A 25,201-nucleotide genomic window follows, 5' to 3' on the forward strand; every position below is an offset into this window, starting at 1 on the left:
TCGGATATTTTGCGAGTGTCGCTCGGAAGCGTGACGTTACTGCAGAAGCTGCAGCACCGACTGCTCCTGCTGGGTCGAGATCGACAGCGAGGAGACGATGAGCTGCTGGCGGGTCTGGAGGGTGGCGAGGTTCGCCGCCTCTTCGTTGGTGTCGGCTGCGGTCAGACCGTGGGCGCCGTCCTCCAGCGTGCCGACCATGTCCTTGGTGAAGGTCTCGCGGGTCTGCACGATCGCGAGCTGTGAGCCGAACTTCGCCGACTGGGACTCGATGGTGGCGAACGCGGTCTCCAGCTTGTCGATGATCTTCTCGATCGAGCTGGAATCGTAGAAGTCGTCCGCCGAGATGTCCGAAAGGCCGAGGCCTTCGGCGTCGAACTGCACCCCCTTCACCTCGAGCCGGGAGCTGCCGTCCTCGTTGAACACGATGTCGAGATCGTCGCCGTTGAGCAGGTTCGCGCCGTTGTAGGTCGAATCCTTGGCGATCTTGCCGATCTCGCTCAGGAAGTCGTTGAAGTCGTTGGCGTAGTTGGCGCGCTTCAGCGCGGCGTCCTGGTCCAGCACCGGGGCCGCGAAGCCGCCGGTGGCGAAGGCCGCGGTGGCGCCGATGGCCGAGCCGCTGGCCGCCTCCGGGATGGCGTTGGCGATGGCGTTGGTGGTGCGGAACACCAGCTTGGCGTCGCTGTCGCCCTCGTCGTCGATGGAGGCCTGGAGCTGGACCTCGTTCTTGGTCAGCCAGGAGTTCAGTTCGTCGATGGTGTCGACGTTGTTGGCGCCGGGGGACGAGGCGAAGGTGACCGTCTTCAGCGAGCCGTACTTGTCGGCGAAGGTGAGGGTGGTGTCCTTGAGCGCGCTGTCGACGCTGGATTTCACCGACGGGGTGCCGTTGGTGGAGCCGGCGCTGGTGGCGGTGGAGCCGTCGGCGATCAGGCCGAGCGAGTCGAGCAGGGTGGAGGAGCCGCCGATCGTCAGGTCGGCGCCGCTGGACAGTTCGAACTCAAGCGTGCCGCCGTTGTCGACCACGTCGAGCCCGGTGATGTTCAGCGAGTCGATCGCGGTCTTGACCTGCGCCGCGGTGGCGTTGGCGGGGATGTTGACGGTGGCGCCGTTCACGGTCAGCGCGCCGCCGGAATGGGTCGCGTCCACGTCCTCGAGCCCGTCGAAGGTGGTGGGCGTCGCCGCGGTCACGGCGTTGCTGGACAGGAGGTTGTCGCCCTGCAGGCCGTCCATCGCCACCGAGGTGAGGTTGGCTTTGGAGGACACCGCGAGCGGCGACTGCTGCGCCGAGCGCGCGGTGGCCTTCAGGGACTCCACGATGTCGGTGATCGCCTTGACGCCGTTGTCGGCGGCCTCCAGCGTCTTGACCGAGTTGGAGACGTTGGTCAGCAGCACGCCGAGGTCGGTGGCGCGGCGGTCGAGCGCCTGGGAGGTGAAGAAGTTGCCCGGGTTGTCGAGCGCCGAGTTGACCTTCTTGCCGGTCGAGAGGCGCTCTTCCGTGCGGTTGAGCAGTTCGGTGGTGGATTGCATGGTCCGCAGGTTGGACCGAACTGCGGAATTGAGCGTGATGTCGGCCATCTCGGCGGCTCCGTTGCGACGCGTCAGTTTCGATGCGTGCAAGCAACGTAGTCTGTTAACCTTAATCGGAAGTTAATGGTTAACGAAGCTTTGGGCTCTGTTTCATTTCGTTCAAACGAAAACGGCGGGAGCTTGCGCTCCCGCCGTTCCGGTGACGTCCGTCGCTTGCGCGTCGATCAGCGGAGGAGCTGAAGGACGTTCTGCTCCTGGCTGGTCGAGATCGACAGCGAGGACACGATCAGCGACTGGCGCGTCTGCAGGGTCGCGAGGTTCGCGGCCTCTTCGTTGGTGTCGGCGCCGGTCAGGGCCAGCGAGCCGTCCTCGAGGGTGCCGACCATGTCCTTGGTGAAGGACTGGCGGGTCTCGACGACCGAGAGCTGCGAACCGAGGCGCGAGGACAGGCTGTCCAGCGAGCCGAGGGCGTCGTTCAGCTTGGAGACCACGTCCTCGATCTTGGAGCTGTCGGCGAAGTCCTCGAAGGAGATGTCGCTGAGGCCGAGCACGTCCATGACGTCGACGCCGGAGACGTCGAGCTTGGAGGAGCCGTCCTCGTTGAACACCACCGAGAGGTCGTCGCCGGCGAGCAGGTTGACGCCGTTGTAGGAGGCGTCCTTGGCGAGTTCCGCGATCTGCTGGCGCAGGTCGTTGTAGTCGTTCATGTAGTCGGTGCGGCGGGACTTGCCGTCGCCCTCGAGCACGGCCGTCTTGGTGGCCGCGGCGGGAGTGGCGACGCCGAAGATCTCGCCGGCGGCCGGGGTGCCGTCCGTGCTGACGGCGGTGCCGCCGATGGCGAGGTCGGCCGAGCCGTACTCGTTGGTGGTCTCGATCGTCAGCTTGCCGTCGGACGAGATCGAAGCCTTGGCGTTGGAGCCCGCCAGAGCGTCGTTCAGGCCGGCGAGCGTGGAGATCTGGCCCGCGCCCGTGCCGAAGGTGATCGTGCTGGTCTCGCCGTCGCCGACCGTGACCGTCAGGGTCTTGCCGGTGAGGTCGTTCGTGGCCGGGGTGGCCGGCGTGCCGTTGGTGGACGTCACGGCGGTGTCGGTGCCGCCCGCGGCGCTGAGGCCGAGGTTGTCGGCGAGGGCCGCGGTGCTGGAGGTCAGCGTCAGGTCATCGCCGCTCGCCAGCGAGAAGCTGAGCGTGCCGGCGGTGTTGGTGACGGTCAGGCCCGTGATGCCGGCGGCGTCGATGGCGGTCTTCACCGCGTCGGCGTCGGAGTTGTCGGCGATGGTGACGTTGGTGCCGTTGATGGACAGCGTGCCGCCGGTGTAGGTGGCGGCGACCGCGCCGACGCCGGACAGCGTGGTGGCGGTGGCGGCGGAGCCGCCGGCGCCCGTGCCGAGCAGGTTCTCAGCGGTGGCGCCGGTCACGGCGGCGGAGGTGAAGCTGGCCTTCTCGGACACGGCCGAGGTGGACTGCTGGGCGGAGCGGGCCACCGACTTCATCTGCGTCACCAGATCGCTGATGGCGGAGATTCCGTTGTCCGCGGCTTCGATCGTCTTCACCGAGTTCGACACGCTGTCGAGCAGGTTGGACAGATCGCTCGCGCGGCGGTCGAGGGACTGGGCGGTGAAGAAGCTCGACGGGTTGTCGAGAGCCGAGTTGACCTTCTTGCCCGTCGACAGGCGCTCTTCGGTGCGGCCCATGAGTTCCGTGGTGGACTGCAGGGTGCGCAGGTTGGAGCGGACGGCGGAGTTGAGGGTGATGTCGGACATTACGGAGGCTCCTGTTCTGGGAGGCTGTGCAAGCGCTTCGTCCTGAAGCGCGAGGCGACAGTCGGCCCCGCCGGCCTAAGCAGGAGTTAATGCCATCGGTGAAACCGGGCCCGATCCGGGCTTCCGCGCGCTTATGGTTAGCGCCGGCTTAAGGCGTTGAATCGAAAGCGGTTTGATGATCGTTCGACCGGTTTTCCGTGGTTCGGGCGGCGCGAACGCGAAACGGCCGCCGGGTCGCCCCGACGGCCGTTTGGAACCTCGATGCCACAGCGTTCCGGCGTGGCGCTCAGTTGCTGGAGAAGGGGTTGATCTTCTTGTACCAGGGCCGCCCCTCCGCGGCCGCCTGCTCGCCCGGATAGGCGGCGCCGGGAGCCGGGGTCTGGTAGCCGGGGGGCGGATCGGTCAGGCGCTTGCGCTGGCTTTCCACCCCAGGCGTCGCGGCCGGATGCGCCTTCTGCGCCCGCAGTTCGCTCGGCGACATGCGGGTGACGGCGTTGTCGCCCTGGGTCGGCGGGGTGTAGCCGGCGACGCCGCCTTCGCCGGGCGCCAGCCGGCGGCCGCCGAGCTCGCTCGGCAGCAGCCGGGAGTCCCGGTCGCTCATCTTGTAGCTGTTCTGCTCGGTGCGCGGCAGATTGGCGAGTTCCCGATCCCGGGCGCGGCGCGCCTCGTCCGGATCGGACGGCCACTGCCCGGTCGCCTGGCCGACCGCGCCCTTGGGCTGCGGGGGCGGGAGCTGGGAGGTGGAGGACGGCGGCACCAGCGCCGGCCGCTCCTTGTACTCGATGTCCGGCTTCTCCTTGTCGCCCATGCCGAAGGCGTCGAAAAGCTCGGTGATCGGATTGGAGCCCATGTCGTCGGCGGCGAGCGCCGGCCGGGCGAGGCCGCCGGAGGCCGCGATCAGCGCGGCGAGGGCGAGGCGAGAGGTGAGGTGACGCATCATCGACTGGTCCTTCAGGCGCGGCGCCGTCGCGCATGGGGCGCGCCGGTCTCGCGTTACGAGGATACCCCCGTCGCGCTCTTCGAGCTGCGGAGCGAACCATACAGAAGCAGGACCACGCCCGCAACGATGGCCGCGTCGGCCAGATTGAACACGTACCAGGTGACCTCGCCCCAGTGCAGCAGGGCGTAGTCCACCACCGCGCCGTAAGCGATGCGGTCGACGCCGTTGCCGACCGCGCCGCCGAGGATCAGCGCCAGCCCCATGGCGGAGGGGCGGTCCTTCTCCCGCGCCAGCCAGAACGTGATCGCGATCGACGCGACCACATGCAGCGCCACCAGCGCCCAGCGGCCGAATTCGCTGTCCTGCTGCAGCAGGCCGTAGGAGACGCCGGTGTTCCAGACCAGCACCAGATCGAACAGCGGGGCCACCGCCACGCGCCCCTTGTCCGCCAGATCGAACACGAACAGCGCCCAGAGCTTGAGCGCCTGATCGAGCGCGAACACGGCGAAGGCGAGGCCGAAGGCGCGGCGGGTAAGGGGCGCGAGGCTCATGCGATCACGCCGCGCGGCCGTGGGCGGCGTCCCATTCCCGCAGCGCCCGCGCGTCGCGGGGGGTGACGTCCGGATAGGCCGGGTCCGAGCCGACCTCGGGCGAGATCTTCCACGAGCGGGCGCATTTGCGGCCCGCCGCCTTCGCCGGAACCACCGCGACCCCGGCCACGTCGGGGAGGCGGAAGGCGTCCGCCGGGGCTTCGTCGGAGGTGAGCGTCACCGCAGAGGTGATCGCCACCTCCGCGAGGTCGACGCCCTTCAGCGCCGCCGCGAGCTCGGGATCGGTCACATGGACCACCGGAGCCGCCTCCAGCGACGAGCCGATGCGCTTGGCCGCCCGCTCGATCTCCAGCGCGCCGGTGACCGCCCGGCGCACCTTGCGCACCCCGTCCCATTTGGCCGCCAGCGCCGGGTCTACGAAGCTCGCGTCCGCGAGGGCGTAGAGCTCCAGATGCACCGAGCCGTCCTCGGACGGATGGCGCGACAGCCACGCCTCTTCCGCGGTGAAGGGCAGCAGCGGGGCGAGCCGGGTGACGAGGGTCGCGAACAGGCGGTCGATCACCGTCAGGCAGGCCCGGCGGGTGACGGAGGACGCCGGATCGCAATAGAGCGCGTCCTTGCGCACGTCGAAATAGAACGCCGACAGGTCGTTGGTCAGGAAGGTGAACAGCGCCGCGAAGCCGCGCTTGAAGTCGAAGGCATCGTAGGCCGCCGTCACCTCGGCGTCCACCTCCGCCAGCCGGTGCAGCATGTAGCGCTCCAGCTCCGGCAGCTCCGCGCGCTGAACCGCCGCGCCGTCGAAATGGGCGAGCGCGCCCAGCATCCAGCGCAGGGTGTTGCGCAGCTTGCGGTAGGCGTCGGTGGCGGTCTTCAGGATCTCCGGCCCGATGCGCAGGTCGTCGGCGTAGTCGGAGGTGACCACCCAGAGCCGCAGGATGTCGGCGCCCGACTGCTCGATCACCTTCTGGGGCGCGACGATGTTGCCGAGCGACTTGGACATCTTGCGGCCCTGCTCGTCCAGCACGAAGCCGTGGGTCAGCAGCGCGTCGTAGGGCGCGCGGCCACGGGTTCCGCAGCTCTCCAGCAGCGAGGAGTGGAACCAGCCGCGATGCTGGTCCGAGCCTTCCAGATACAGCACCGTGTCCTCGCCGCCGTCCACGGCGCGCTTGGGGCTCAGGTCGGAGCGCTGGTCGAGCACGTAGGCGTGGGTCGAGCCGCTGTCGAACCAGACGTCGAGGATGTCGCGGACCTTGTCGTAGTCGCTCAGCGCATGGTCGTTGCCGAGGAAGCGCGAGCCGTCGTCCGCGAACCAGGCGTCGGCGCCCTCGGCCTCGAAGGCGTCGGCGATGCGCCGGTCCACCGCCGGGTCGTTCAGGACCTCGCCGGTCTCCTTGTGCGTGAACACGGTGATCGGCACGCCCCAGGCGCGCTGGCGCGACACCACCCAGTCCGGCCTGGCCTCGATCATGCCCCTGAGCCGGTTCTTGCCCTGGGGCGGGTAGAAGGCGGTGGCCTCGATGGCCGCGAGCGCCCGGGAACGCAGCGTGTCGGCCGGGCCGTCGATGTCGCGGTCCATATGGATGAACCACTGCGGCGTGTTGCGGAAGATGACCGGCTTCTTGGAGCGCCAGGAGTGCGGATACTGGTGCCGCAGCTTGCCGCGCGCCACCAGCCGGCCGGCCGCCACCAGCGCCTCGATGACGGCGGCGTTGGCGTCGCCCTTCTCGCCCTTGTCGGTGATGACCGAGCGGCCGGTGAAGCCCGGCGCGTCCTTGGTCAGGAAGCCGTCGGCGTCCACCGTGTAGGGGATCTTCGAGCTGATCCCGCGCGTCTCCAGATCAAAGCGGTGGTCCATCCACAGCTCGAAGTCCTCCCGGCCGTGGCCGGGGGCGGTGTGGACGAAGCCCGTGCCGGCGTCGTCGGTGACATGGTCGCCGGCGAGCAGCGGCACGGCGAAGTCGTAGCCGAGATGGGCCAGCGGGTGAGCGGCGACCAGCCCTTCCAGATCGGCCGCGGGCACGTCCCGGACCTTGGCGAAGCCGGTCACCTTGGCGGCCTTGAACACGCCTTCGGCCAGCGCGTCCGCCAGCAGGTAGCGCGCGCCGACCTTGGCCCAGTTGTCCTCCGGCGCCTCCGTCACCTCATAGAGGCCGTAAGCGATGCGGTCGGAATAGGCGACGGCGCGGTTGCCCGGCAGGGTCCAGGGCGTGGTGGTCCAGATGACGACGGAGGCGCCGTCCAGCGCCTCCAGCGGAAACGCCACGAACACGGTGTCGCTCAGGAACTCGGCGTATTCGATCTCGGCTTCGGCGAGCGCGGTCTTCTCCACCACCGACCACATCACCGGCTTGGAGCCGCGATAGAGCTGGCCGGTGCGGGCGAAGGTCATGATCTCGCGGGCGATCTGCGCCTCGGAGGCGAACTTCATGGTGGTGTAGGGATCGTCCCAGTCGCCGGTGACGCCGAGGCGCTGGAACTGGGCCGACTGCACGCCGATCCAGTGCTCGGCGTAGGCGCGGCACTCCTGCCGGAACTCGTTGACCGGAACCTCGTCCTTGTTGAGGCCCCTTGCGCGGTAGCCCTCCTCCACCTTCCACTCGATCGGCAGGCCGTGGCAGTCCCAGCCGGGCACGTAGTTGGAGTCGAAGCCGTCCATCTGCTTGGTGCGGACGACCACGTCCTTGAGGATCTTGTTCAGCGCGTGGCCGATGTGCAGGTCGCCGTTGGCGTAGGGCGGGCCGTCGTGCAGCACGTATTTGCGCCGGCCGGCGCTCTGGGCGCGCAGGCGGCCGTAGAGGTCGATCCCGCGCCAGCGGGCCAGGAACTCGGGCTCGCGCTGGGGCAGGCCGGCGCGCATGGGAAAATCCGTCTGCGGCAGGAACAGGGTTTCGGAATAATCGCGGGGCGACGAAGCGTCGGAGGACATGGGAAGCGGCGTCCGGTGTCTCGAGGACTAAGGGTCAGGCGTGCGCGGGTCTCCCGGCCGTCGCGTGAGGCGTCACGCGAAAGCCGGGCCGGTAATTCGCAGCGCTGTGAGCGGACGGACGGTCATGCGAACCCGAGGCCGGAACCAAACAATCCGGCCTTTTAGCAGGCGGAAACCGTCTGGCAAACGCAGGGGCTGGAGCGCGGCGCCTCGGGCGCTCGCGCGCGGCGCGGCGGGGAGCGGTCGCCTCCGCTCCTTTCGCCGTCTCGCGCCGTCCTCGAGGTCCTGTCTCGGCGTCCCGCGGAAAGCGTCGCGCAGGCGTTCGAGATTCGGCGCTGACCTGATCTTTTCCGCGTTCGCGCCCTCGACGTGCGATGACGTGGCTTTGGGGCGACGGCTTGCCGAATGCAAAGAGCGGCGTCATGGACGACGACTGTTTTATGCTGATATGAGACGATTTTGAATTGAAATTATAATAAAAGACGGTCGTCTTTCGTGAAGCTTTTCATCTGCCCTGTCTCGAATGACAGTCTCTATGTCCAGCTCATCCATCGCGATCTGGGTGTGAATTACACGCGTCTGTTCCGGAAGGGCGGCGGTCTCGCCGAGGCGATCGCCTGTCTGGAAGCCTCGGAGCCGGTGATCGTCCATGTGCAGTGGGAAGAGTTCCATCTGAACTCCGCCAGAACCGAGCAGGGCGCGAAACGGATGGCGGAGCAGGTGATCGCTGAGTTGCGCAAGGTGAAGCAGCTGTCGGGCGCGATCGTCTGGACGGTCCACAACCAGCTGCCGCACAAGGTCCCTTTCAACGACGCGTTTCTACGGATCCGGTCCGCTCTGGCGGAGGTGGCGAGCCGCATCGTCGTCCACAACGCCGCATCCATCGACATGCTCACGGCGCAGACCGGCCTGTCGGGCGACGATCGCCGGCTGACGGTGATCCCCCACCCGTCCTATGCGGGCATGTACGAGCCGGAGGGCCGGGCCGCCGCGGAGCTTCGCGCGCAGACCGGCGCGGCGGAGCCGCCGTTCGTGCTGGGCTTCGGCGCGATGCGGCGGCAGAAGGGTTTCGACTTCATGCTGGACGCGCTCGACGCGCCGTTCGCAGCCCGGCATGGGCTCCGTCTGCGCCTGTCCGGCAAGGGCGAGGAGGGCGCGGCGCTGCAGCTGGCCCATGCGCATCGGACCGACATCGACTGGCGGCTCGATTACGTGCCGCAGGACGAGGTTCCGGCGCTGTTCCGCTCCGCCGCCTGCCTCGTTCTGCCCTATCGGCGGGTGGCCACGTCCGGCGTGGCCCTGCTGGGGCTGACGCTCGGCGGCGTGATCGTCGCGCCCCGGTTTCCCGCCTTCGTCGAGCTGCTGCCGCCCGGCCTGCGGCGCTTCCTCTACGAACCGGACGATCCGGCCTCCTTGAGGGACGTGGTGTCCGAGGTTGCGGCGCTGTCGCCGGAGGAGTCGCGCGCCGTCCGGCTCGAGGGCCTGGGCGTCGCGGAGGCGCTGCATCCGAGCCGGATCAGCAGGGCGCTGGGCGAGGCGTACCGTGCGGCGGCGCAGGAGATGCGTTTCGCCGCCGAGGATGCGCGACATGAGAGCCTGGACGCCTGAGGCGTGTTTTTCGGGCGGCGGGACCGTCTGTCTGACGGCCCCCGCCTTCATCCCGATCCATCCCCGGTCATGAGCGAGGGGAGACGAGCGTGACGATGACGGTGACGTTCGAGACGGCCGTCAGATGAGCGCGCTCGGGGCGCTGGCGTCCTCCGGCGCGGCGAGGATGCGCTTCGCGTCCTCCACGTCGCGGGCGATCTGCGCCAGCAGCGCGTCCACGCTCTCGAACTTCGCCTCCGCGCGCAGCCAGTCCACGAACTCGATCCGGAGCCGCCGGCCGTAGAGATCGCCCGAGAAGTCGAACAGGAAGGTCTCCAGCCGCGGCGCGCCGTCGTCGAACTGGGGCCGGCGGCCGAAGCTCGCCACGCCGTCGACCACGCGGCCGTCCGCCAGCGCGCGCACGGCGTAGATGCCGTGGGCGAGCCGGGTCTCCGGCGGCAGGATCATGTTGGCGGTGGGAAAGCCCAGCTCCCGGCCGCGCTTGTCGCCATGGGCCACTTCGGCCTCCACGGTCCAGCGCCGGCCGAGCAGGCGGTTCGCGGGCGCGACCTCGCCCGACGCCAGATGGTCGCGGATGGCGGAGGAGGACACCGGCGCGCCCTCGCCGAAGGGCGGGGCCACCTCCACGAACAGGCCGTTCTTCGGGCCGGCTTCGGCGAGAAAGGCCGGCGAGCCGCGCCGCCCCTGCCCGAAATGGAAGTCCCAGCCCACCACCACCGTGTGCGCCCCGAGCCGCCGCGCCAGGATGCCGGCCACGAAATCCTCCGCCTCGATCCGCGACAGCGCTCCGTCGAAGGTGAGCGAGACGGTGGCGTCGGCGCCGGCGCGGCCCAGCATGCGGGCCTTCTCGTCGCGCTCGGTCAGGCGGAACAGCGGCGTCTCCGGCTGGAAGAAGGTGCGCGGATGCGGCTCGAAGGTGAGCGCGATCACCGGCCGCCCCGCGGCGCGGGCGTTCGCGGCGGCGAGCGCGATCACCGCCTGATGGCCGCGATGCACGCCGTCGAAATTGCCCACCGCCACATGGCCGCCGCGCAGGTCGGCCGGCAGCGCGTCGGGGTCGATCAGCAGGCGGGGAGGGCGCGGGGCGTGGGGCATCGCCTCGTTCTGCGGCTGTTCAGCGGGGAGGGCAGGGATGGCGCGGGGGGCGGGCCTCGTCAAGCGGCGGCGCGCCTTCGATTTGCGGGCGCGCGCCCGCTCGCCTATATGCGGTCAGGATCGCGGGAGGCATCAGCGCCGTCATGAACCGATACGAACGCCCCAGCGCCGGCGGCGAGGCCGAGGTGCGTTATCTCGACGCCGACATGCGCGTGGTGAAGCCCGGCGCCTATGTGCGCTGCGCCGTCACCGGCCAGCCCATCCCCCTCGACGAACTGCGCTACTGGAGCGTGGAGCGGCAGGAGGCCTACGCCGGCCCGGACGAGGCGCTGACCCGCGCGCTCGGCAAGGGCTGACGCCACGCTGCTGAAGCGAACCGGCCAGCGGCCGTTCAGCCGCTCTTCAGGCCTTCCGTCATGACGGCGAGCAGTCCGGCGGCGTCCTCGGGCGCGAGCGTCACCGGCAGCGCCTCGGACGCGGCGAACAGCGCCGGCCGCTCGTGGCGCCACTTCACCATGTCTTTTTCCGTCGCCACGATCCGCGCCCCGAGGCGCGCGGCTTCGGCGACGATGGCGCGGGCCTGCTCCTCGCTCGGCAGGGCATGGTCGGCGAGCGGATGGAAGCCCGCGACCTCCGCGCCGAGGTCGATCAGGCTGTCCCGGAGCTTCTCCGGCCGGCCGAGCCCCGCGACCCCGATCGCCTTCGCGCCCTTCAGCCGGGCGGCGACGGCCGCGTCCGGCGCAAGGCGCGCCCGGAACACCGGCTTGCCCGCGGCCCGCGCCGCGTCCGCCACCCGTTCTCCGCGCGCGCCCGCGCCGATCACCAGCGCCGCGTCCACATAAGGCATCTGTTCGGCGAGCGGCGCCCGCAGCGGCCCGGCGGGCACGCAGCGGCCGTTGCCGGCGCCGCTCGCGCCGTCCACCACCGCGAGCGTGGCGGTCTTTGCGAGCGCCGGGTTCTGGAGCCCGTCGTCCAGCACGATCACGTCGGCGCCCGAGGCGACGGCGAGCCTCGCGCCGGCCACGCGGTCGCGGGCCACGATCGTGGGGGCGGCGCGGGCCAGCAGCAGCGGCTCGTCCCCCACCTCCGCCGCGCGGTGGCGGTCGGGATCGACCAGCGTCGGCGTCTCCACCGCGCCGCCATAGCCGCGGGAGACGAGATAAGGGGCGTGGCCCTGGGCGGCGAGCGCCCCGGCCAGCCAGACGGCGGTGGGGGTCTTGCCCGCGCCGCCTGCGGTGAAATTGCCGACGCAGAGCACGGGAACGGCGAGGCGCTCGCCCTCCCGGCCCATGCGGGCGGCGGTGATGGCGCCGACCCGCGCCCCGACCGGGCCGAGCAGCCAGCCCGGCAGGCTGCGGTCGCGGGTCCAGAAGGCCGGGGTCCGCTTCACGCCACGCCGAGGCGCATCTGAACCAGATAGGGCTCGATCGCCGCCATGGTGCGGTCGGCGGCGCCGCCGAGCCTCGCGCAGGTTTCCGTCGCCGCCTTCGCCATGGCCGCGCGCGCCTTGCCGTCGAGCAGGATGCGGGCGGCGGTCGCGCCCAGCGCGTCGGCGTCGCGCACCGTGGCCGCGCCCTCCGCCCGGTCGAGCGCGGCGTAGATGTCGGCGAAGTTGTGCACATGCGGCCCGTGCAGGATCGGCGCGCCGAGCCGCGCCGGCTCGATGGGGTTCTGGCCGCCGTGACGGGCGAGCGAGCCGCCGATGAAGGCCACGTCCGCCAGCCGGTAGAACAGGCCCAGCTCGCCGATGGTGTCGGCCACATAGAATTCCGTGTCGCGGGCGAGTTCCGCGCCCTCGGAGCGCCGGGCGGCCGACAGGCCGTGCAGCGCGGCCGCGTCCATGGCGGCGGCGCCGGCCTCGGGATGGCGCGGCGCGAGGATGGTGAGCAGGTTCGGCGCATGGGCGCGGGCCACCGCATGGGCGCGGGCGACGCCGGCCTCCTCGCCGGGGTGCGTGCTCGCCGCCACCAGCACGGGGCGGCCCTTCACCGTGAGCGTCATGCGCGCGAGCGCCGCCGGATCGGCGGGCGGCGGCTCGGCGTCGAACTTCAGGTTGCCGACGCACTCCACCCGCGCGGCGCCCAGATCGGCGAAGCGGGCGGCGTCCCTGTCCGACTGGGCGAGGCAGAGGTCGAAATGGTCGAGCAGCGCGCCGATGGTGCGCCGCGCCCGCCGCCAGCGCGCGAAGGAGCGCTCCGACATGCGGCCGTTGACCAGCACCACCGGCGCGCCGAGGGAACGGGCGCCGCGCAGCAGGTTCGGCCAGATCTCGCTTTCCGCGAACAGCGCCAGATCGGGGCGCCAGTGCGCCAGGAAGCGGTCCACATAGGCCGGCACGTCGAGCGGCAGGAACTGGTGGATGGCGCCTTCGGGCAGGCGTCTCGCCGCGACCGCCGCCGAGGTGACGGTGCCGGTGGTGCACAGCGCCCAGTAGCCTCGGGCGGTGAGGCGCTGGATCAGCGGCAGAAGGGCGTTGAACTCGCCGACGCTCGCCCCGTGCAGCCACACCAGCGGGCCGTCCGGGCGCTCGGCGCTGGCGAGGCCGCGCCGTTCGGCGAGACGCTCGCGGTTCTCCTTGCCGCGGCTGGCGCGCTGGCGCAGCAGGGCGCGCGCGAAAGGGCTGAGCGCGACGAGGCCCTGGCGATAGAGCGCGAGGGGCGCGGTCACCCGTGGCGGGCGGCGGTCAGGCATCGCTGGGGGTAGCTCCGCTGGACGCGGCTTCGCCGCGCCGTCTCCACGTCCGCCCGACCAGAGCGTAGGCGCGCGCGTGCGCGGCGTCGAGCCCCTGCTCCACACGAAGCCGCGCGCTCTCCAGCGCGTCGGCGTCGGCGTCGGGGGCGACGCGGATGGGCTCGCCCAGCACCGCGGCTCCGCGCCCGAACGGCAGGTTGAGCGAGGCGCGGTCCCAGCTGTCGAACTCCAGCGCGCGGCTAGTCGCCACCGCGAAGGGGAACACCGGGCGGCCGGACAGCCTGGCCAGCAGGGCCACGCCCTCGCCGGCGCGGCCGGACACCTTGGGCACGTCGGCGGTGAACACCATGCTGTCGCCGGTCGCCAGCGCGTCCAGCATGGCGCGCAGCGCCTGCGCGCCGCCGCGGCGGGAGGCCTTGCGGGCGGCGGACCCCGCAGCCCCCGAGCCGCGCACGGCGCCGATGCCGAAATGGCGGCAGGCGATGGCGTTGACGCCGCCGTCCACGTGGCGGGAGGCCAGCGTCCGGGCCGGCATGTCCCCGCGCTTCATGGCCGGCACCATGAGGTGCTGGCCATGCCAGAGCGCGACGATGACGGGGAGATGGGGCACGAGACGGTCCTGAAAGTCAGCCGGCTCGAAAGTCCATCGATTTGTGGCGCGCACAAGGCGGATGTAGCCCGCGAGCAGCGCGCCCGCGGTCTCCTGGGCCGCGACGGAGCGGCCGATGCGCTTCAGCATGAGGGGCTCTGCGCCGCGCGGGGCTCAGGCCTTGACCGTGTCCGGCTCAAGCAGCCTGTGCAGGTGCACGATGAAGTAGCGCACCTGGGCGTTGTCCACCGTGGCCTGGGCCTTCGCCTTCCACGCCACGCGCGCGCTCTCGTAGTCCGGGAACACGCCCACCACGTCGACCTGCGACAGGTCGGTGAAGGAAATGCCCGACACGTCGTCGAGCTCGCCCCCGAACACGAGGTGAAGAAGCTGCTTGGGCTTGGCGTCGGTCATTTGGGTCCGTCCTTGGCGGCGACGAGAATGGGGTCGGCGGCGATGGCGGCGATGAGGGCCGCGTGGCGCTGGGGGGCGGCGGCCACCAGCGCGCTCTGCCGCGTGGAGCGCCGGTTGTAGCTCGGCTCGGCGCCGTCGAAATCGGTCAGTTTCGCGCCGGCCTCGCGCAGGATGACGTGGGCCGCGGCGATGTCCCAGTCGTGGGCGGCGGGGCGGGCGAGCGCCGCGTGCAGCGCGCCGTCGGCGACGCGCACCAGCCGGTTGGCCAGCGCGTAGATCCAGTCGCCCTCCACCACGCCGTGCGCGCGCAGCGGCGTGATCAGCGCGCGCGTGCCGCCGACCCGCGCGCCGTCGAGCGAGGCGGAATCGGACACGACGATGGCGTCGCCGTTCAGCGTTGCGCCGCCGCCGAGCGTCGCCACATGGGTCACGTCCCTGACCGGATTGTGCACCACGCCCAGCACCGGGCGGCCGTCCTCCACCAGCGCCACCGACACCACCCATTCGGGCACGCCCTCCACGAAGGCGCGGGTGCCGTCGATGGGGTCGACCACCCAGACGTGCCGGCGGTCGAGCCGCTCCGGCGTGTCGGCGGTCTCCTCCGACAGCCAGCCGGATCCGGCCACCAGCGGCGGCAGGCGGTCGGCGAGGAAGCGGTCGACGGCGATGTCGGCCTCGGTCACCGGGCTGTCGTCGCCCTTGGTCCAGCGCTTGGCGCCCCCGCCGTCGAACAGGCGCGCCGCGATCGCTCCGCCTTCACGCACGACGTCCGAGACGTGGCGGGCGAGGGCGGTGAGGTCGAGCGGCGCGGAGGGCGAAGACACGGCTGTGCGAGGTCCTGAGGGCTGGCGGGCGTCGGGCGCGGGGTCGAGGGGAGAAACGCCCCCGCAAAGTGTCCAGATCAAGGCCCGAGCGCAAGTCGGGTGATGGGCGGGCAGTGTCGCACGACGGTCGCAACGCGGGCCGGCGCGGGACCGCGTTCATTCAAATGCTGTGAGAGGCGGAAAGAAGATCTTCAGCATAAGACCAGACGAAGGCGCGCAGATCCCGGATCAAGAAAACATTCACCAGCCCTGTTAAGCGGGCGTGGCGATCCGGCGTGAAAAAGTCCGTCTCAGACGAAGAACCCCCAACAACCGGGTCTTCAGGGAGACTGAAACAGTGGTGCGACAGACCGAAGCCGGCGCGTTTCCGCGCGTCGGAACGGGATCGGCCGTCCGGCCGGATCCCTTCGCGCTGCCGCTCCGTCTCGCGGCGCCGGACGCCGCGGCGGACGGCGGCGAACGCCGCGTGACGCTGGACGGTGATCGCGTGCTTGTGGACAGGATGGTGCGGAGCGTGTCGATGCGGATCGCGGTGCCTCTTTCGACCTTTTCGGGCGTTGCGCTGCGGGCGGCGCCCGGGCTTGAGCCTGACGCCGACCGCATCGAGGTGGTGCTGGCCCATCGCGACCGCGGCTTCGACGTGCCGCTCTACGACTGCGCGCCGGACGGCGACGGTCTCGCCGCGTGGCGCGGCTGGAGCCGGGCGCTGAACCTGCCGCTGCTGATCGAGGATCTGGACGGACGGCGGGTGACGACCACCGAGCGGCTCGGCGCCGTCGAGGTGGGCCGCCCGCGGCCGCGCCGCCGGCACAGCCTGCTGGCGGGCCGCCGCCCGCGCTTCCTCACCAGGCGGCGCCCGGCGAAGCTGGCGCCGGACGCCAAGGTGGCCCGCGGCGAACGCGAGATCATCGCGCGGAGCTGACGCCTTGCGGGCGGTTCGAACGATCAGAAGGGGCGGCGTCGGCGACGCCGCCCCTTCGTCGTTCAGTTCGGCAGCTTCTTCACGCAGTCGGTCTCGTGGCGCACCATCGAGACCAGCACGCCCACGCAGGCGGCGAGCGCGAGCGCGGAGATCAGCATCAGCACGGCCGGCTGGTCGGCGAAGGTGAAGTAGGCTTTCGCGCCTTCCCAGGTGGCGATCGGGGCGGAGTTCATCGTCCAATCCTCTTAAACTGGAGTCCCGTCGGAAAAGGCCGGGCGCCGGAGCGCCCGGTTCGATGACGTCGGCCGCAGGGTCACTCGGCCGGGCTCAGCGCCTCGCCGCCCGTGAAGGCCGGGATGGTGGAGGCTTCCGGATAGGCCTTGACCGGAACCTCGGCCACGTCGAGGCCCGCGAGCTCCACCTTCGGGTCGGTGCGCAGCATGCCGAGCATCTTCAGCACGTAGGACGCCGCGAAGCCGGGCAGGAAGCCGAGCAGGGCGAACACGATCATGCTCATGAACTGGCCGCCGAAGGAGATCGCCGGGCCGTTCACGTTGGGGTAGCCGGCGGCGAAGAGGCCGACCGCCAGCAGGCCCCAGACGCCGCCGAGGCCGTGGACCGCCACGGCGCCGACCGCGTCGTCGATCTTGAAGCGGGTCAGCAGCATGTCGGCGAGCTTCGGGATGACGCAGCCGCCGATGAAGCTGATCAGGAAGGCGAGCGGCGGGTAGTAGACGTCGAGGCCAGGCGCCGAGGAGATCACGCCGATCAGCGCGCCGGACATCATCCAGAACGGATCGCGGGTGACGAGGTAGGAGCCGATCATGCCGCCGGCCACGCCCATCAGCGTGTTGAAGGCGAAGGCGGAGAGCGTGGTCGGCGTGTTGTAGATCGTCATCCACGTGCCGCCGTTGTAGAGGATGCAGCCGCCGAGGAAGCCGAAGAAGCCCATCACGATCAGCATCAGGCCGATCAGCGACATGGGCATGTTGTGGCCGGAGATGTGGTTGACCGTGCCGTCGGCGTTGAAGCGGCCGAGACGCGGCCCGAGGTTGATGAGCACGCCGAGCGTGAAGAAGCCCGCCACCATGTGCACGCAGCCGGCGGCGCCGATGTCGTGCAGGCCGAAGGTCGAGGTGAGCCAGCCTTCCGGGTGCCAGCCCCAGGAGGCGCCAAGAATCCAGACGAACGCGCCCAGGATGACGGCGAGGATGGTGAAGGCCGACATGCGGATGCGCTCGATCACGGCGCCTGACATGATCGAGGCGGTGGTGGCGGCGAACAGCGTGAAGGCGGCCCAGAAGATGCCCGAGGCGTTGTCGCCGAGGTTCGGGCCCATGGATTCGCCCCAGACCACGCCGCCGGAGGACGCCTCCGAGATGGAAAAGCCGGTCGGGAAGGCGAGATAGATCCACCAGCCGAAGAAATAGAAAGCCGGGACCAGGAAGGCGAAGGCGAGCAGGTTCTTAAGGCCTGAGGCCAGCGCGTTCTTTGCGCGTGAGGCGCCCATTTCATAGGCGAGGAAGCCCGCGTGGATGGCGATCATCAGCGCCGTGCACCACCAGTAGAAGACTTCGGCGTTGACCGTCTTGGTCAGAGCGACCGACGCCTCCAACGCCTCGATTTTCGCGAGAAGCGCAGCGTTATCCATCAGGGAACCCCCGGGTTCGTGCGTGATCCGCGACGAAGCCCCGCGCTCCGCCGCCCGCAGAGCCCACGCAGAGCGCGTGCCACTCGGAGGAAAAATTGTTTACACTGCAGTAACGAAGTCGTGAGCGCCTGTATTCACAGGCGCGTGATCGCGTCCAGCGCCAGTCCCGCGAAGAGCAGCGCGCCCGCCTCGCGGTTCGACTTGAACAGCGTCAGGCACAGCGCCGGGTTGGAGATGTCGAGCCGCGCGATCTGCCAGGCGCAGTGGGCGGCGAAGCCTGCGAGCCCGGCGTAAGACAGCCAGCCGCCGCCCGCGAGGAGGATCGCGACCCCGATCAGCAGCGCCGCGGCGGCGTAAAGCGTGGCGACGATCGGCCGGGTGCGCGCGCCGAACAGCAGGGCGGTGGAGCCGACGCCCACCAGCGCGTCGTCCTCCTTGTCCTGATGGGCGTAGATGGTGTCGTAGCCGATGATCCAGACGAAGGCGGCGGCGTGCAGCGCGAGCGGCGCGGCGTCGAGCCGGCCGAAGGCCGCGGCCCAGCCCATCAGCGCGCCCCAGCCGAAGCAGACGCCGAGCATGGCCTGAGGCCACCAGGTGATCCGCTTCATGAACGGGTAGAGCGCCACCGGCAGCACCGAGCAGGCCCCGACCAGAATCGCGAAAGGCGGCAGCGCCAGAAGCACGGCGAGACCGATCAGGATCTGCGCCGCAAGGAACACGGCGGCGGCCCTGGCCGTCACCTGGCCTGAGGGCAGGGGGCGGGAGCGGGTGCGGGCCACCTGCGCGTCGATGTCCCGGTCCACGAGGTCGTTGTAGGTGCAGCCGGCGCCGCGCATGGCGACCGCGCCCACGGCGAACAGCGCGATGTGCCAGAGGTTCGGCGCGAAGCCTCCGGCGACCGCCGCCAGCGCCACCGACCACGCGCAGGGCCAGAACAGCAGCCACGAGCCCACCGGCCGGTCGGCGCGCGCGAGCCGGAGATACGGCCGCCACGCGGCGGGGGCGCGCTCGTCCACCCAGTTGCGGGGCGTGGCGTCGGCGACGGAGCCGGGCGTCGGAGCGGTCATGGCGGGCGGTTCCCATCCTCGCGCAGCGCCGTGCGCCGCGCATCCGTCGCTATAAGGCCGAACGCGCGAAACGCACAGTCGGGCGGCCCCGGAACAGGAAGGGCGGTCCTTGCCGGCGCCCATTATGCGCTCAGGGCTCCCCTGCGAGCGGCGCAATTGCAACTGGTTCCAAATTGGACCATATGTCGCCTCATGAGCAGGCACGGACGGCGGATCGTAGCGCGGACGAGCGAGACCTTCGCGGGTCTCGCCGACCATGTGCGTCTGCCGTCGCGGTTCCACGCGCGCCTGTCGGCCATCAGCACGCGACTTCGGCGCGGCTGATTCCCGACCGCGCCGCGCTCGCCGCGACGCACTCTCCGCCGTTTTCCGATTCCGCTGATTGACCCGAGGCGCATCATGACCGCCGCCGCACCGCGCACCCTGTACGACAAGATCTTCGACGACCATGTGGTCGACCGCCAGCCGGACGGCTCCGTGCTGCTCTACATCGACCGCCATCTGGTGCATGAGGTGACGAGCCCGCAGGCGTTCGAGGGCCTGCGCGTCGCCGGCCGCAAGGTCCATGCGCCGCAGAAGACGCTGGCCGTCGTCGACCACAACGTGCCGACCTCGAACCGCGCGCTGCCGAACCCGGACCCGGAATCCGCGGCGCAGATCGCGGCGCTGGCCGAGAACACCCGCGAGTTCGGCATCGAATATTACGACGCCTTCGACGTGCGTCAGGGCATCGTGCATGTGGTCGGGCCGGAGCAGGGCTTCACCCTGCCGGGCATGACCATCGTCTGCGGCGACAGCCACACCTCGACCCACGGCGCCTTCGGCTCTCTGGCCCACGGCATCGGCACCTCGGAGGTGGAGCACGTGCTCGCCACCCAGACGCTGATCCAGACCAAGGCCAAGAACATGCGCATCACGGTCGACGGCGAGCTGCCGGAGGGCGTGACCGCCAAAGACGTGATCCTGGCCATCATCGGCGAGATCGGCACCGCCGGCGGCACCGGCTACGTGATGGAATACGCCGGCGAGGCGATCCGCTCGCTCTCCATGGAAGGCCGCATGACGGTCTGCAACATGTCGATCGAGGGCGGCGCCCGCGCGGGCCTGATCGCGCCCGACGAGAAGACCTACGCCTATGTGAAGGGCCGCAAGCGCGCGCCCAAGGGTGCGGCCTGGGACGCGGCGCGCCGCTACTGGGACACGCTCGTCACCGACGAGGGCGCGCATTTCGACCGCGAGGTGCGGCTCGACGGCGCCAACCTGCCGCCGATCGTCTCCTGGGGCACCAGCCCGCAGGACGTGGTGTCGGTGACCGGCCGCGTGCCGGACCCGGCCGAGGTGGCGGACGAGATCAAACGCGCCGCGCTGCAGCGGGCGCTGGCCTATATGGGCCTGAACGCCGGCGAGCGGATCACCGACATCGCGATCGACCGGGTGTTCATCGGCTCCTGCACCAACGGCCGGATCGAGGACCTGCGCGCCGCCGCCAAGGTGATCGAGGGCAAGACCGTCAACGCCAACGTCAACGCCATGGTGGTTCCGGGCTCCGGCCTCGTGAAGGAGCAGGCGGAGGCTGAGGGGCTGGACAAGGTGTTCCGGGCCGCGGGCTTCGACTGGCGCGAGCCGGGCTGCTCCATGTGCCTCGCCATGAACCCGGACAAGCTGGCCCCGGAGGAGCGCTGCGCCTCCACCTCGAACCGCAACTTCGAGGGCCGGCAGGGCTTCAAGGGCCGCACCCATCTGGTGTCGCCCGCCATGGCGGCGGCCGCCGCCGTCGCCGGCCGCTTCGTGGACGTGCGCGACTGGCGCTGAGCAAAACGAACGGTGCGCCCGCCCTTAGACGAGCGCACCGTTTATTCTTCAGGGGATTTAGAAGTATCGCGGCCGTCAGGTTCTTTCGCCACGCCCTTGAACGGGCCCTCCGACTGCTTCACTTCCATCAACTGACCAGTGCGCTCGTCGCGCTTTTGCCAGTGTCCATCGGGGCGCTCAAATTGCGTGCGTGCGGTCACGGCGCCGTTGCGGTGACCTTCTCCAGTGTTCTTGGCCATTGTGTCACTCCATGAACATAAAAAGAACATTTACCGGGTCGGCGTATCTGTCAATTGAAGTTATCTGGTGATGCAACTTATGAGATTGATGGTCCTGCCCCGGCTGGACGCCGCCGACGCCTCCCGGCTGACGCCGCTGGTCGCCGAATATTCGGCGGCGCTGATGCACGGGCCGGCGGCGGCGATCGACGAGCCGTATGTCCGCCGGCTGCTGGCGGACCGGGTGGTGGAGATCGCCGGCGCCGAGCTTGACGGCGAACTGGTGGGCTTCGGCCTCTATTACGACCTGCCGGAGGCGATCAGCGCCCGGCGGGCCGGCCAGCTCGACGATCTCTACGTGCGCCCCGCGGCGCGCGGCCACGGGGTGGCGAGCCGGCTCGTGGCCCACATCGCGGCCATCGGCGAGGCGCGGGACTGGGTGCATCTGCGGTGGATGGTTCCGGAGGGAAGCGCCGCCATCGCGCTTTACGAGCGGATCGCGGAGCCCGCGCCCTGGCGCAACTTCGTGGTCCGCATCGACCGCAGCGTGGACTGGTAGGACCGGCCCCGACGTCGGTCGCGTTGCGCGGGCGTCGCCGCCCGTGAGACATAGAACGCAAGCGCTTGAGCGGCGCGGCCGGACACGACGGCCGGCCGCGGTCGCGCCATTCGAGGACAAGCCAATGCCCGCCTATCGCTCCCGCACCACGACGCACGGCCGCAACATGGCCGGAGCCCGCGGGCTCTGGCGCGCCACCGGCATGAAGGACAGCGACTTCGGCAAGCCGATCATCGCGGTGGCCAACTCCTTCACCCAGTTCGTGCCCGGCCACGTGCATCTGAAGGACCTCGGCCAGCTGGTGGCGCGGGAGATCGAGAAGGCGGGCGGCGTCGCCAAGGAGTTCAACACCATCGCGGTGGATGACGGCATCGCCATGGGCCATGACGGCATGCTCTACAGCCTGCCGTCGCGCGAACTCATCGCCGACGCGGTCGAATACATGGCCAACGCCCATTGCGCCGACGCGCTGGTCTGCATCTCCAACTGCGACAAGATCACCCCCGGCATGCTGATGGCGAGCCTGCGCCTCAACATCCCCACCGTGTTCGTCTCCGGCGGCCCGATGGAGGCCGGCAAGGTCACGCTCAACGGCAAGGAGGTGGCGCTCGATCTGGTGGACGCCATGGTCGCCGCCGCCGACGACCGCGTGGCGGACGAGGACGTCAAGATCATCGAGCGCTCGGCCTGCCCCACCTGCGGCTCCTGCTCGGGCATGTTCACGGCCAACTCCATGAACTGCCTCACCGAGGCGCTCGGCCTGTCGCTGCCCGGCAACGGCTCCACGCTCGCCACACACGCCGACCGCGAGCGCCTGTTCGTGGAGGCCGGGCACCTGATCGTCGACCTCGCCCGCCGCTATTACGAGGGCGACGACGCCAGCGTGCTGCCGCGCTCCATCGCGAGCTTCAAGGCGTTCGAGAACGCCATGATGCTGGACATCGCCATGGGCGGCTCCACCAACACCGTGCTGCACCTGCTGGCGGCGGCCTACGAGGCCGAGGCGCCCTTCACCATGGCCGACATCGACCGCCTGTCCCGCCAGGTTCCGGTGCTGTGCAAGGTGGCGCCGGCCAAGAACGACGTGCACATGGAGGACGTCCACCGCGCCGGCGGCGTCATGGGCATTCTGGGCGAGCTGGCCCGCGCCGGCCTGCTGCATGTGGACCTGCCGACGGTGCACAGCGCCAGCATGGCCGAGGCGCTGTCCCGCTGGGACATCGTCGAGAGCACGAGCGAGAGCGTGCGCAAATTCTACCGCGCGGCGCCCGGCGGCGTGCCGACCCAGGTGGCCTTCAGCCAGGACCAGCGCTGGAAGGAGCTGGACCTGGACCGCGAGGCGGGCGTCATCCGCAACGCGGAGCACGCCTTCAGCCAGGACGGCGGCCTCGCGGTGCTGACCGGCGATCTGGCCGAGGACGGCTGCATCGTGAAGACCGCCGGCGTCGACGAGTCGATCCTGAAGTTCTCCGGCCCCGCCAAGGTGTTCGAGAGCCAGGACGACGCGGTGAGCGGCATCCTGACCGGCAAGGTCAAGGCCGGCGAGGTGGTGGTGATCCGCTACGAGGGCCCGCGCGGCGGCCCCGGCATGCAGGAGATGCTGTATCCGACCAGCTATCTGAAGTCGAAGGGCCTCGGAAAGCTGTGCGCTCTCGTCACCGACGGCCGCTTCTCCGGCGGCTCCTCGGGGCTCTCCATCGGCCACGTCTCGCCGGAGGCGGCGGAAGGCGGCCTGATCGCGCTGGTGCAGGACGGCGACATCGTCGAGATCGACATCCCCAACCGCTCGATCCGTCTGGCCGTCGCGCCCGAGGTGGTGGCCGAGCGCAAGCAGGCCGAGATCGCCCGCGGCGCCGAGGCCTGGAAGCCGAAGGCGCGCACGCGCAAGGTCTCCCGCGCGCTGAGGGCCTACGCCGCCTTCACCACCAGCGCCGCCCGCGGCGCCGTGCGCGACGTCGACCAGCCGCGCTGACGGAGGGGCGAGGCGGCGGGAGAGTCTTCCGCCGCCCGTGCGACGGCGCGATCGGCCGGGCTGGGGCTCGGCCGGCGCAGGCCTCTTGGGCTACGCCCGGAACGGGGAGGACGGCCCGCCGCGCTCGTGAAACGAGCGGTCAGAGCGGGCGGCGCAGGGGCTCGTTGTGGAGCGCGGCGCGCACGAACTTGACCACCAGCCAGGCCCCCAGCAGGAACCCGCCGCCTTCGAGCGCGTAGGCGCCGATCTCGCCGAGGCCGAGGAAGCCGGCGATGGCCCAGCCGCCGGCCACCGACGCGGCGATGGTCTGGGCCGCGATCAGGATCGTGGCGGCCGCCAGCGTGATCGCGCGCTTCATGTCGATGGGGCCCTGGGCCGTGGTCTGGATGTCGGACACGGGTCTTCAACCTTCTCGTCACGCCGTCGGGCCGCGTTGTAGCACGTCGCGCGGCGCAGTCGAGCGCCGCTTGCCCGCGCGGGTCCGTCCCGCTACCTCGGGCGGGCGCAGCACGGGGAGACGGCATGAGCGAAACGGCCACATCGGACCGGGGCGTCGTCCTCGCGCCGCACCGCGCCGCGGCGGAAGCCGGGCGGATGGCGCTGGCGGAGGGCGGGACCGCCCATGAGGCGGTGGTCGCCATGGCGGCGGCGACCGCGGTCGCCTGCCCGCACCGGGCCGCGCTCGGCTCGGACGCGGCGTGGCTGATCCGGGAGCCTTCGGGGAAGGTCTTCGCGCTCGACGCCTGCGGCCGGGCGGGCGCCGGCGCACACCGCCGCGCCTACGAGCGCGCGGGCTTCGACGCCATCCCGGCGACCGGGCCATGGGCCGCGCTCGCCGCGCCGGCCGCGGTGGAGGGCTGGCGCGTGGCGCTGGAGATGGCCGCGGCCGCGGGCGGGCGCCTGCCGCTCGACCTGCTGCTGGGCGAAGCCGCGCGGCTCGCCCGCGAGGGCGTTCCCGTCTCCGACGATCTGGCTCTCGCGCCCGTTTCGCCCGATCTCGCCGCCGCGCCGGGCTTCGCCCGCGGCTTTCTCGACGGGGACGGCGAACGGCTGAAGCCGGGCGCGCCGCTGATCCAGCCCCGGCTCGCCGACACGCTGGATCATCTCTCCCGCGCCGGTCTCGCGGATGTCTACGACGGCGACGTGGGCCGGGAGCTCGCCGCCGATCTGGAGCGCATGGGCGCGCCGCTGACCCGCGAGGATCTGCGCGCCCGCCGCGCCACGGTCTCGGCGCCGGCGGTTCAGCCCATGGGGCCGGACCGCGCGCTGGGTTTCGCTTTCGCGCCGGGGCGGCGGCTGAGGACGGCGCTGGCGCTGCTCGACCGCGCGCCGCCGAGGTCCGACGGCGACGCGGGCTTCGTGCAGGCGGTTCTGGCGGCGGCCGCGCGGTCGCGCGCGCTGGCGGAGGACGGGCCGCTGTCTCCGCAGAGGTTCGACGAAGAGGCCGGGCTCCTCGACCTCCGCCGGGCCGCCGCGCTGGGGGACGAGGCTCCCGGCGGCGAGGTCGTTCTGGCCGCGGTCGATTCGTCCGGGCGGCTGGCGCTCTGCGCCATGGGGCTCTTCGGCCTGTTCGGCTCCGGTTGCGTGTCGAAGGCGACCGGCGTGCTGCTGCACAATCGCGGCGCGGCCTTCGCGCTCGATCCCGCCTCGCCCGACGCGCTCGCGCCTTACGCCCGCACCCCCCGCCCGCCGGCGCCGCTGCTGATCGAGACCGCCGGACGCTGTCTCGGGCTCGCCTCGGCGGACGGGCTGGCGAGCGCGCAGGTCGCGCTCAGGGCATGGCGCTTCGGCCGGTCGGCGCATGCGGCGCTGACGGCCCCGCGGGCTTGCGTCTCGGGCGGCGCGCTGCGGCTCGAGCCCGGCTTCGACGGCGAGGACGCGGATAGGCTGGACCGTCTCGGCTACCGGGTGGAGCCCCGCGACGCGCTGGACGGTCCTGCGGCCGGACTGGTGATCCTCTCGGCCTCGGGCCGGGCGGAGGCCGCGGCGGACCCCCGCGTCGGGGCGGTGGCGCTGGGGCGATGATCGGCGGCGCCGGTTTCCTTTCCGGCCGGGCGGGTCTATCTAGCGGCGCCGGA

Annotated in this window: 23 protein-coding genes; 7 read left to right on the forward strand and 16 right to left on the reverse strand. The window is 70.9% G+C overall.

Features of this window, described 5'->3' with window-relative positions; all coding sequences use genetic code 11:
- Positions 1 to 36: 36 nt before the first annotated feature.
- The 5 genes from PKE85_RS15340 to ileS form a co-directional block, all read right to left on the reverse strand.
- A complete protein-coding gene (locus PKE85_RS15340) occupies positions 37 to 1,572 on the reverse strand; it encodes a flagellin N-terminal helical domain-containing protein (RefSeq protein WP_271205637.1) in 1,536 nt (511 codons plus the stop codon).
- Between the two features lie 176 nt (positions 1,573 to 1,748).
- Complete coding sequence (locus tag PKE85_RS15345) at positions 1,749 to 3,284, reverse strand: flagellin N-terminal helical domain-containing protein (RefSeq protein ID WP_271205638.1); 1,536 nt, start codon at positions 3,282 to 3,284, stop codon at positions 1,749 to 1,751.
- A 286-nt stretch (positions 3,285 to 3,570) separates the two neighbouring features.
- Positions 3,571 to 4,221, reverse strand: a complete 651-nt coding sequence (locus PKE85_RS15350) for a hypothetical protein (RefSeq protein ID WP_271205639.1) — start codon at positions 4,219 to 4,221, stop codon at positions 3,571 to 3,573.
- A 56-nt stretch (positions 4,222 to 4,277) separates the two neighbouring features.
- The gene (gene lspA / locus PKE85_RS15355; RefSeq protein WP_271205640.1) at positions 4,278 to 4,775 is read right to left on the reverse strand and encodes a signal peptidase II; all 498 of its coding nucleotides are present in this window, start codon (positions 4,773 to 4,775) and stop codon (positions 4,278 to 4,280) included.
- Between the two features lie 4 nt (positions 4,776 to 4,779).
- Complete coding sequence (gene ileS / locus PKE85_RS15360; protein WP_271205641.1) at positions 4,780 to 7,701, reverse strand: isoleucine--tRNA ligase; 2,922 nt, start codon at positions 7,699 to 7,701, stop codon at positions 4,780 to 4,782.
- A 564-nt stretch (positions 7,702 to 8,265) separates the two neighbouring features.
- On the opposite strand from ileS, the gene PKE85_RS15365 reads away from it, so the two are divergent.
- Positions 8,266 to 9,309, forward strand: coding sequence for a glycosyltransferase (locus PKE85_RS15365; protein WP_271205642.1), 1,044 nt, complete (start codon positions 8,266 to 8,268; stop codon positions 9,307 to 9,309).
- Between the two features lie 120 nt (positions 9,310 to 9,429).
- Here PKE85_RS15365 and PKE85_RS15370 read toward each other — a convergent pair whose 3' ends face one another.
- The gene (locus PKE85_RS15370; protein WP_271205643.1) at positions 9,430 to 10,404 is read right to left on the reverse strand and encodes a bifunctional riboflavin kinase/FAD synthetase; all 975 of its coding nucleotides are present in this window, start codon (positions 10,402 to 10,404) and stop codon (positions 9,430 to 9,432) included.
- Between the two features lie 143 nt (positions 10,405 to 10,547).
- On the opposite strand from PKE85_RS15370, the gene PKE85_RS15375 reads away from it, so the two are divergent.
- Entirely contained in the window at positions 10,548 to 10,760 is a 213-nt protein-coding gene (locus PKE85_RS15375) for a DUF2093 domain-containing protein (RefSeq protein ID WP_271205644.1), read from the forward strand.
- Positions 10,761 to 10,795: 35 nt separating this feature from the next.
- Here PKE85_RS15375 and lpxK read toward each other — a convergent pair whose 3' ends face one another.
- From lpxK to PKE85_RS15400, 5 genes are read right to left on the reverse strand one after another with little or no spacing between them, the layout of a single operon-like run.
- Positions 10,796 to 11,794 (reverse strand): tetraacyldisaccharide 4'-kinase, encoded by a 999-nt coding sequence (gene lpxK, locus PKE85_RS15380; protein ID WP_271205645.1) that lies wholly within the window; start codon positions 11,792 to 11,794, stop codon positions 10,796 to 10,798.
- Positions 11,791 to 13,095: a 3-deoxy-D-manno-octulosonic acid transferase gene (locus PKE85_RS15385; protein ID WP_271205646.1), complete on the reverse strand. Its 1,305-nt coding sequence runs from the start codon at positions 13,093 to 13,095 to the stop codon at positions 11,791 to 11,793. The genes lpxK and PKE85_RS15385 overlap by 4 nt, the downstream gene beginning before the upstream one ends.
- On the reverse strand, positions 13,088 to 13,834 hold the full coding sequence (locus tag PKE85_RS15390; protein WP_271205647.1) for a lysophospholipid acyltransferase family protein: 747 nt from the start codon (positions 13,832 to 13,834) through the stop codon (positions 13,088 to 13,090). The genes PKE85_RS15385 and PKE85_RS15390 overlap by 8 nt, the downstream gene beginning before the upstream one ends.
- A 24-nt stretch (positions 13,835 to 13,858) precedes the next feature.
- Positions 13,859 to 14,098 carry a DUF4170 domain-containing protein gene (locus PKE85_RS15395; protein WP_271205648.1) on the reverse strand — a complete coding sequence of 80 codons (240 nt, stop codon included), beginning with the start codon at positions 14,096 to 14,098 and terminating at the stop codon, positions 13,859 to 13,861.
- Positions 14,095 to 14,922, reverse strand: a complete 828-nt coding sequence (locus tag PKE85_RS15400) for a 3'(2'),5'-bisphosphate nucleotidase CysQ (protein WP_271205649.1) — start codon at positions 14,920 to 14,922, stop codon at positions 14,095 to 14,097. The genes PKE85_RS15395 and PKE85_RS15400 overlap by 4 nt, the downstream gene beginning before the upstream one ends.
- A 337-nt stretch (positions 14,923 to 15,259) precedes the next feature.
- Here PKE85_RS15400 and PKE85_RS15405 point away from each other — a divergent pair, with 337 nt between their 5' ends.
- Positions 15,260 to 15,844, forward strand: coding sequence for a DUF6101 family protein (locus PKE85_RS15405; protein ID WP_271205650.1), 585 nt, complete (start codon positions 15,260 to 15,262; stop codon positions 15,842 to 15,844).
- A gap of 62 nt (positions 15,845 to 15,906) precedes the next feature.
- On the opposite strand, the gene PKE85_RS15410 is transcribed toward PKE85_RS15405, so the two are convergent.
- From PKE85_RS15410 to ubiA, 3 genes are all read right to left on the reverse strand, one after another.
- The gene (locus PKE85_RS15410; RefSeq protein WP_271205651.1) at positions 15,907 to 16,077 is read right to left on the reverse strand and encodes a hypothetical protein; all 171 of its coding nucleotides are present in this window, start codon (positions 16,075 to 16,077) and stop codon (positions 15,907 to 15,909) included.
- 80 nt (positions 16,078 to 16,157) lie between these two features.
- Positions 16,158 to 17,495 (reverse strand): ammonium transporter, encoded by a 1,338-nt coding sequence (locus PKE85_RS15415; RefSeq protein ID WP_271205652.1) that lies wholly within the window; start codon positions 17,493 to 17,495, stop codon positions 16,158 to 16,160.
- A gap of 134 nt (positions 17,496 to 17,629) precedes the next feature.
- Entirely contained in the window at positions 17,630 to 18,562 is a 933-nt protein-coding gene (gene ubiA / locus PKE85_RS15420; protein ID WP_271205653.1) for a 4-hydroxybenzoate octaprenyltransferase, read from the reverse strand.
- 399 nt (positions 18,563 to 18,961) lie between these two features.
- Here ubiA and leuC point away from each other — a divergent pair, with 399 nt between their 5' ends.
- Positions 18,962 to 20,374, forward strand: coding sequence for a 3-isopropylmalate dehydratase large subunit (leuC, locus tag PKE85_RS15425; protein WP_271205654.1), 1,413 nt, complete (start codon positions 18,962 to 18,964; stop codon positions 20,372 to 20,374).
- Between the two features lie 41 nt (positions 20,375 to 20,415).
- Here leuC and PKE85_RS15430 read toward each other — a convergent pair whose 3' ends face one another.
- Positions 20,416 to 20,613: a hypothetical protein gene (locus PKE85_RS15430; protein ID WP_271205655.1), complete on the reverse strand. Its 198-nt coding sequence runs from the start codon at positions 20,611 to 20,613 to the stop codon at positions 20,416 to 20,418.
- A gap of 79 nt (positions 20,614 to 20,692) precedes the next feature.
- Here PKE85_RS15430 and PKE85_RS15435 point away from each other — a divergent pair, with 79 nt between their 5' ends.
- Together PKE85_RS15435 and ilvD are read left to right on the forward strand one after the other, a co-directional pair.
- Positions 20,693 to 21,151, forward strand: coding sequence for a GNAT family N-acetyltransferase (locus PKE85_RS15435; RefSeq protein ID WP_271205656.1), 459 nt, complete (start codon positions 20,693 to 20,695; stop codon positions 21,149 to 21,151).
- Between the two features lie 124 nt (positions 21,152 to 21,275).
- Positions 21,276 to 23,123 carry a dihydroxy-acid dehydratase gene (gene ilvD / locus PKE85_RS15440; protein ID WP_271205657.1) on the forward strand — a complete coding sequence of 616 codons (1,848 nt, stop codon included), beginning with the start codon at positions 21,276 to 21,278 and terminating at the stop codon, positions 23,121 to 23,123.
- Between the two features lie 139 nt (positions 23,124 to 23,262).
- Here the strand turns inward: ilvD and PKE85_RS15445 are convergent, their stop codons facing one another.
- On the reverse strand, positions 23,263 to 23,520 hold the full coding sequence (locus tag PKE85_RS15445) for a hypothetical protein (RefSeq protein ID WP_271205658.1): 258 nt from the start codon (positions 23,518 to 23,520) through the stop codon (positions 23,263 to 23,265).
- A gap of 125 nt (positions 23,521 to 23,645) precedes the next feature.
- On the opposite strand from PKE85_RS15445, the gene PKE85_RS15450 reads away from it, so the two are divergent.
- On the forward strand, positions 23,646 to 25,148 hold the full coding sequence (locus tag PKE85_RS15450) for a gamma-glutamyltransferase (protein ID WP_271205659.1): 1,503 nt from the start codon (positions 23,646 to 23,648) through the stop codon (positions 25,146 to 25,148).
- Positions 25,149 to 25,201: the final 53 nt, after the last annotated feature.

This window comes from Methylopila jiangsuensis (assembly GCF_027922305.1).
Taxonomy (GTDB): Bacteria; Pseudomonadota; Alphaproteobacteria; order Rhizobiales; family Methylopilaceae; genus Methylopila; species Methylopila jiangsuensis.

Excerpts from the sequence above, each read along its gene's own strand:
- PKE85_RS15370 (WP_271205643.1), bottom strand. The coding sequence starts at position 10,404 with ATGCCCCACGCCCCGCGCCCTCCCCGCCTGCTGATCGACCCCGACGCG.
- ilvD (WP_271205657.1), top strand. The coding sequence starts at position 21,276 with ATGCCCGCCTATCGCTCCCGCACCACGACGCACGGCCGCAACATGGCC.
- PKE85_RS15415 (WP_271205652.1), bottom strand. The coding sequence starts at position 17,495 with ATGGATAACGCTGCGCTTCTCGCGAAAATCGAGGCGTTGGAGGCGTCG.
- PKE85_RS15350 (WP_271205639.1), bottom strand. The coding sequence starts at position 4,221 with ATGCGTCACCTCACCTCTCGCCTCGCCCTCGCCGCGCTGATCGCGGCC.
- PKE85_RS15340 (WP_271205637.1), bottom strand. The coding sequence starts at position 1,572 with ATGGCCGACATCACGCTCAATTCCGCAGTTCGGTCCAACCTGCGGACC.
- leuC (WP_271205654.1), top strand. The coding sequence starts at position 18,962 with ATGACCGCCGCCGCACCGCGCACCCTGTACGACAAGATCTTCGACGAC.
- ileS (WP_271205641.1), bottom strand. The coding sequence starts at position 7,701 with ATGTCCTCCGACGCTTCGTCGCCCCGCGATTATTCCGAAACCCTGTTC.
- lspA (WP_271205640.1), bottom strand. The coding sequence starts at position 4,775 with ATGAGCCTCGCGCCCCTTACCCGCCGCGCCTTCGGCCTCGCCTTCGCC.
- PKE85_RS15395 (WP_271205648.1), bottom strand. The coding sequence starts at position 14,098 with ATGACCGACGCCAAGCCCAAGCAGCTTCTTCACCTCGTGTTCGGGGGC.
- PKE85_RS15430 (WP_271205655.1), bottom strand. The coding sequence starts at position 20,613 with ATGGCCAAGAACACTGGAGAAGGTCACCGCAACGGCGCCGTGACCGCA.
- PKE85_RS15450 (WP_271205659.1), top strand. The coding sequence starts at position 23,646 with ATGAGCGAAACGGCCACATCGGACCGGGGCGTCGTCCTCGCGCCGCAC.
- PKE85_RS15390 (WP_271205647.1), bottom strand. The coding sequence starts at position 13,834 with ATGCTGAAGCGCATCGGCCGCTCCGTCGCGGCCCAGGAGACCGCGGGC.
- PKE85_RS15435 (WP_271205656.1), top strand. The coding sequence starts at position 20,693 with ATGAGATTGATGGTCCTGCCCCGGCTGGACGCCGCCGACGCCTCCCGG.
- PKE85_RS15385 (WP_271205646.1), bottom strand. The coding sequence starts at position 13,095 with ATGCCTGACCGCCGCCCGCCACGGGTGACCGCGCCCCTCGCGCTCTAT.
- PKE85_RS15410 (WP_271205651.1), bottom strand. The coding sequence starts at position 16,077 with ATGAACTCCGCCCCGATCGCCACCTGGGAAGGCGCGAAAGCCTACTTC.
- PKE85_RS15375 (WP_271205644.1), top strand. The coding sequence starts at position 10,548 with ATGAACCGATACGAACGCCCCAGCGCCGGCGGCGAGGCCGAGGTGCGT.
- ubiA (WP_271205653.1), bottom strand. The coding sequence starts at position 18,562 with ATGACCGCTCCGACGCCCGGCTCCGTCGCCGACGCCACGCCCCGCAAC.
- PKE85_RS15345 (WP_271205638.1), bottom strand. The coding sequence starts at position 3,284 with ATGTCCGACATCACCCTCAACTCCGCCGTCCGCTCCAACCTGCGCACC.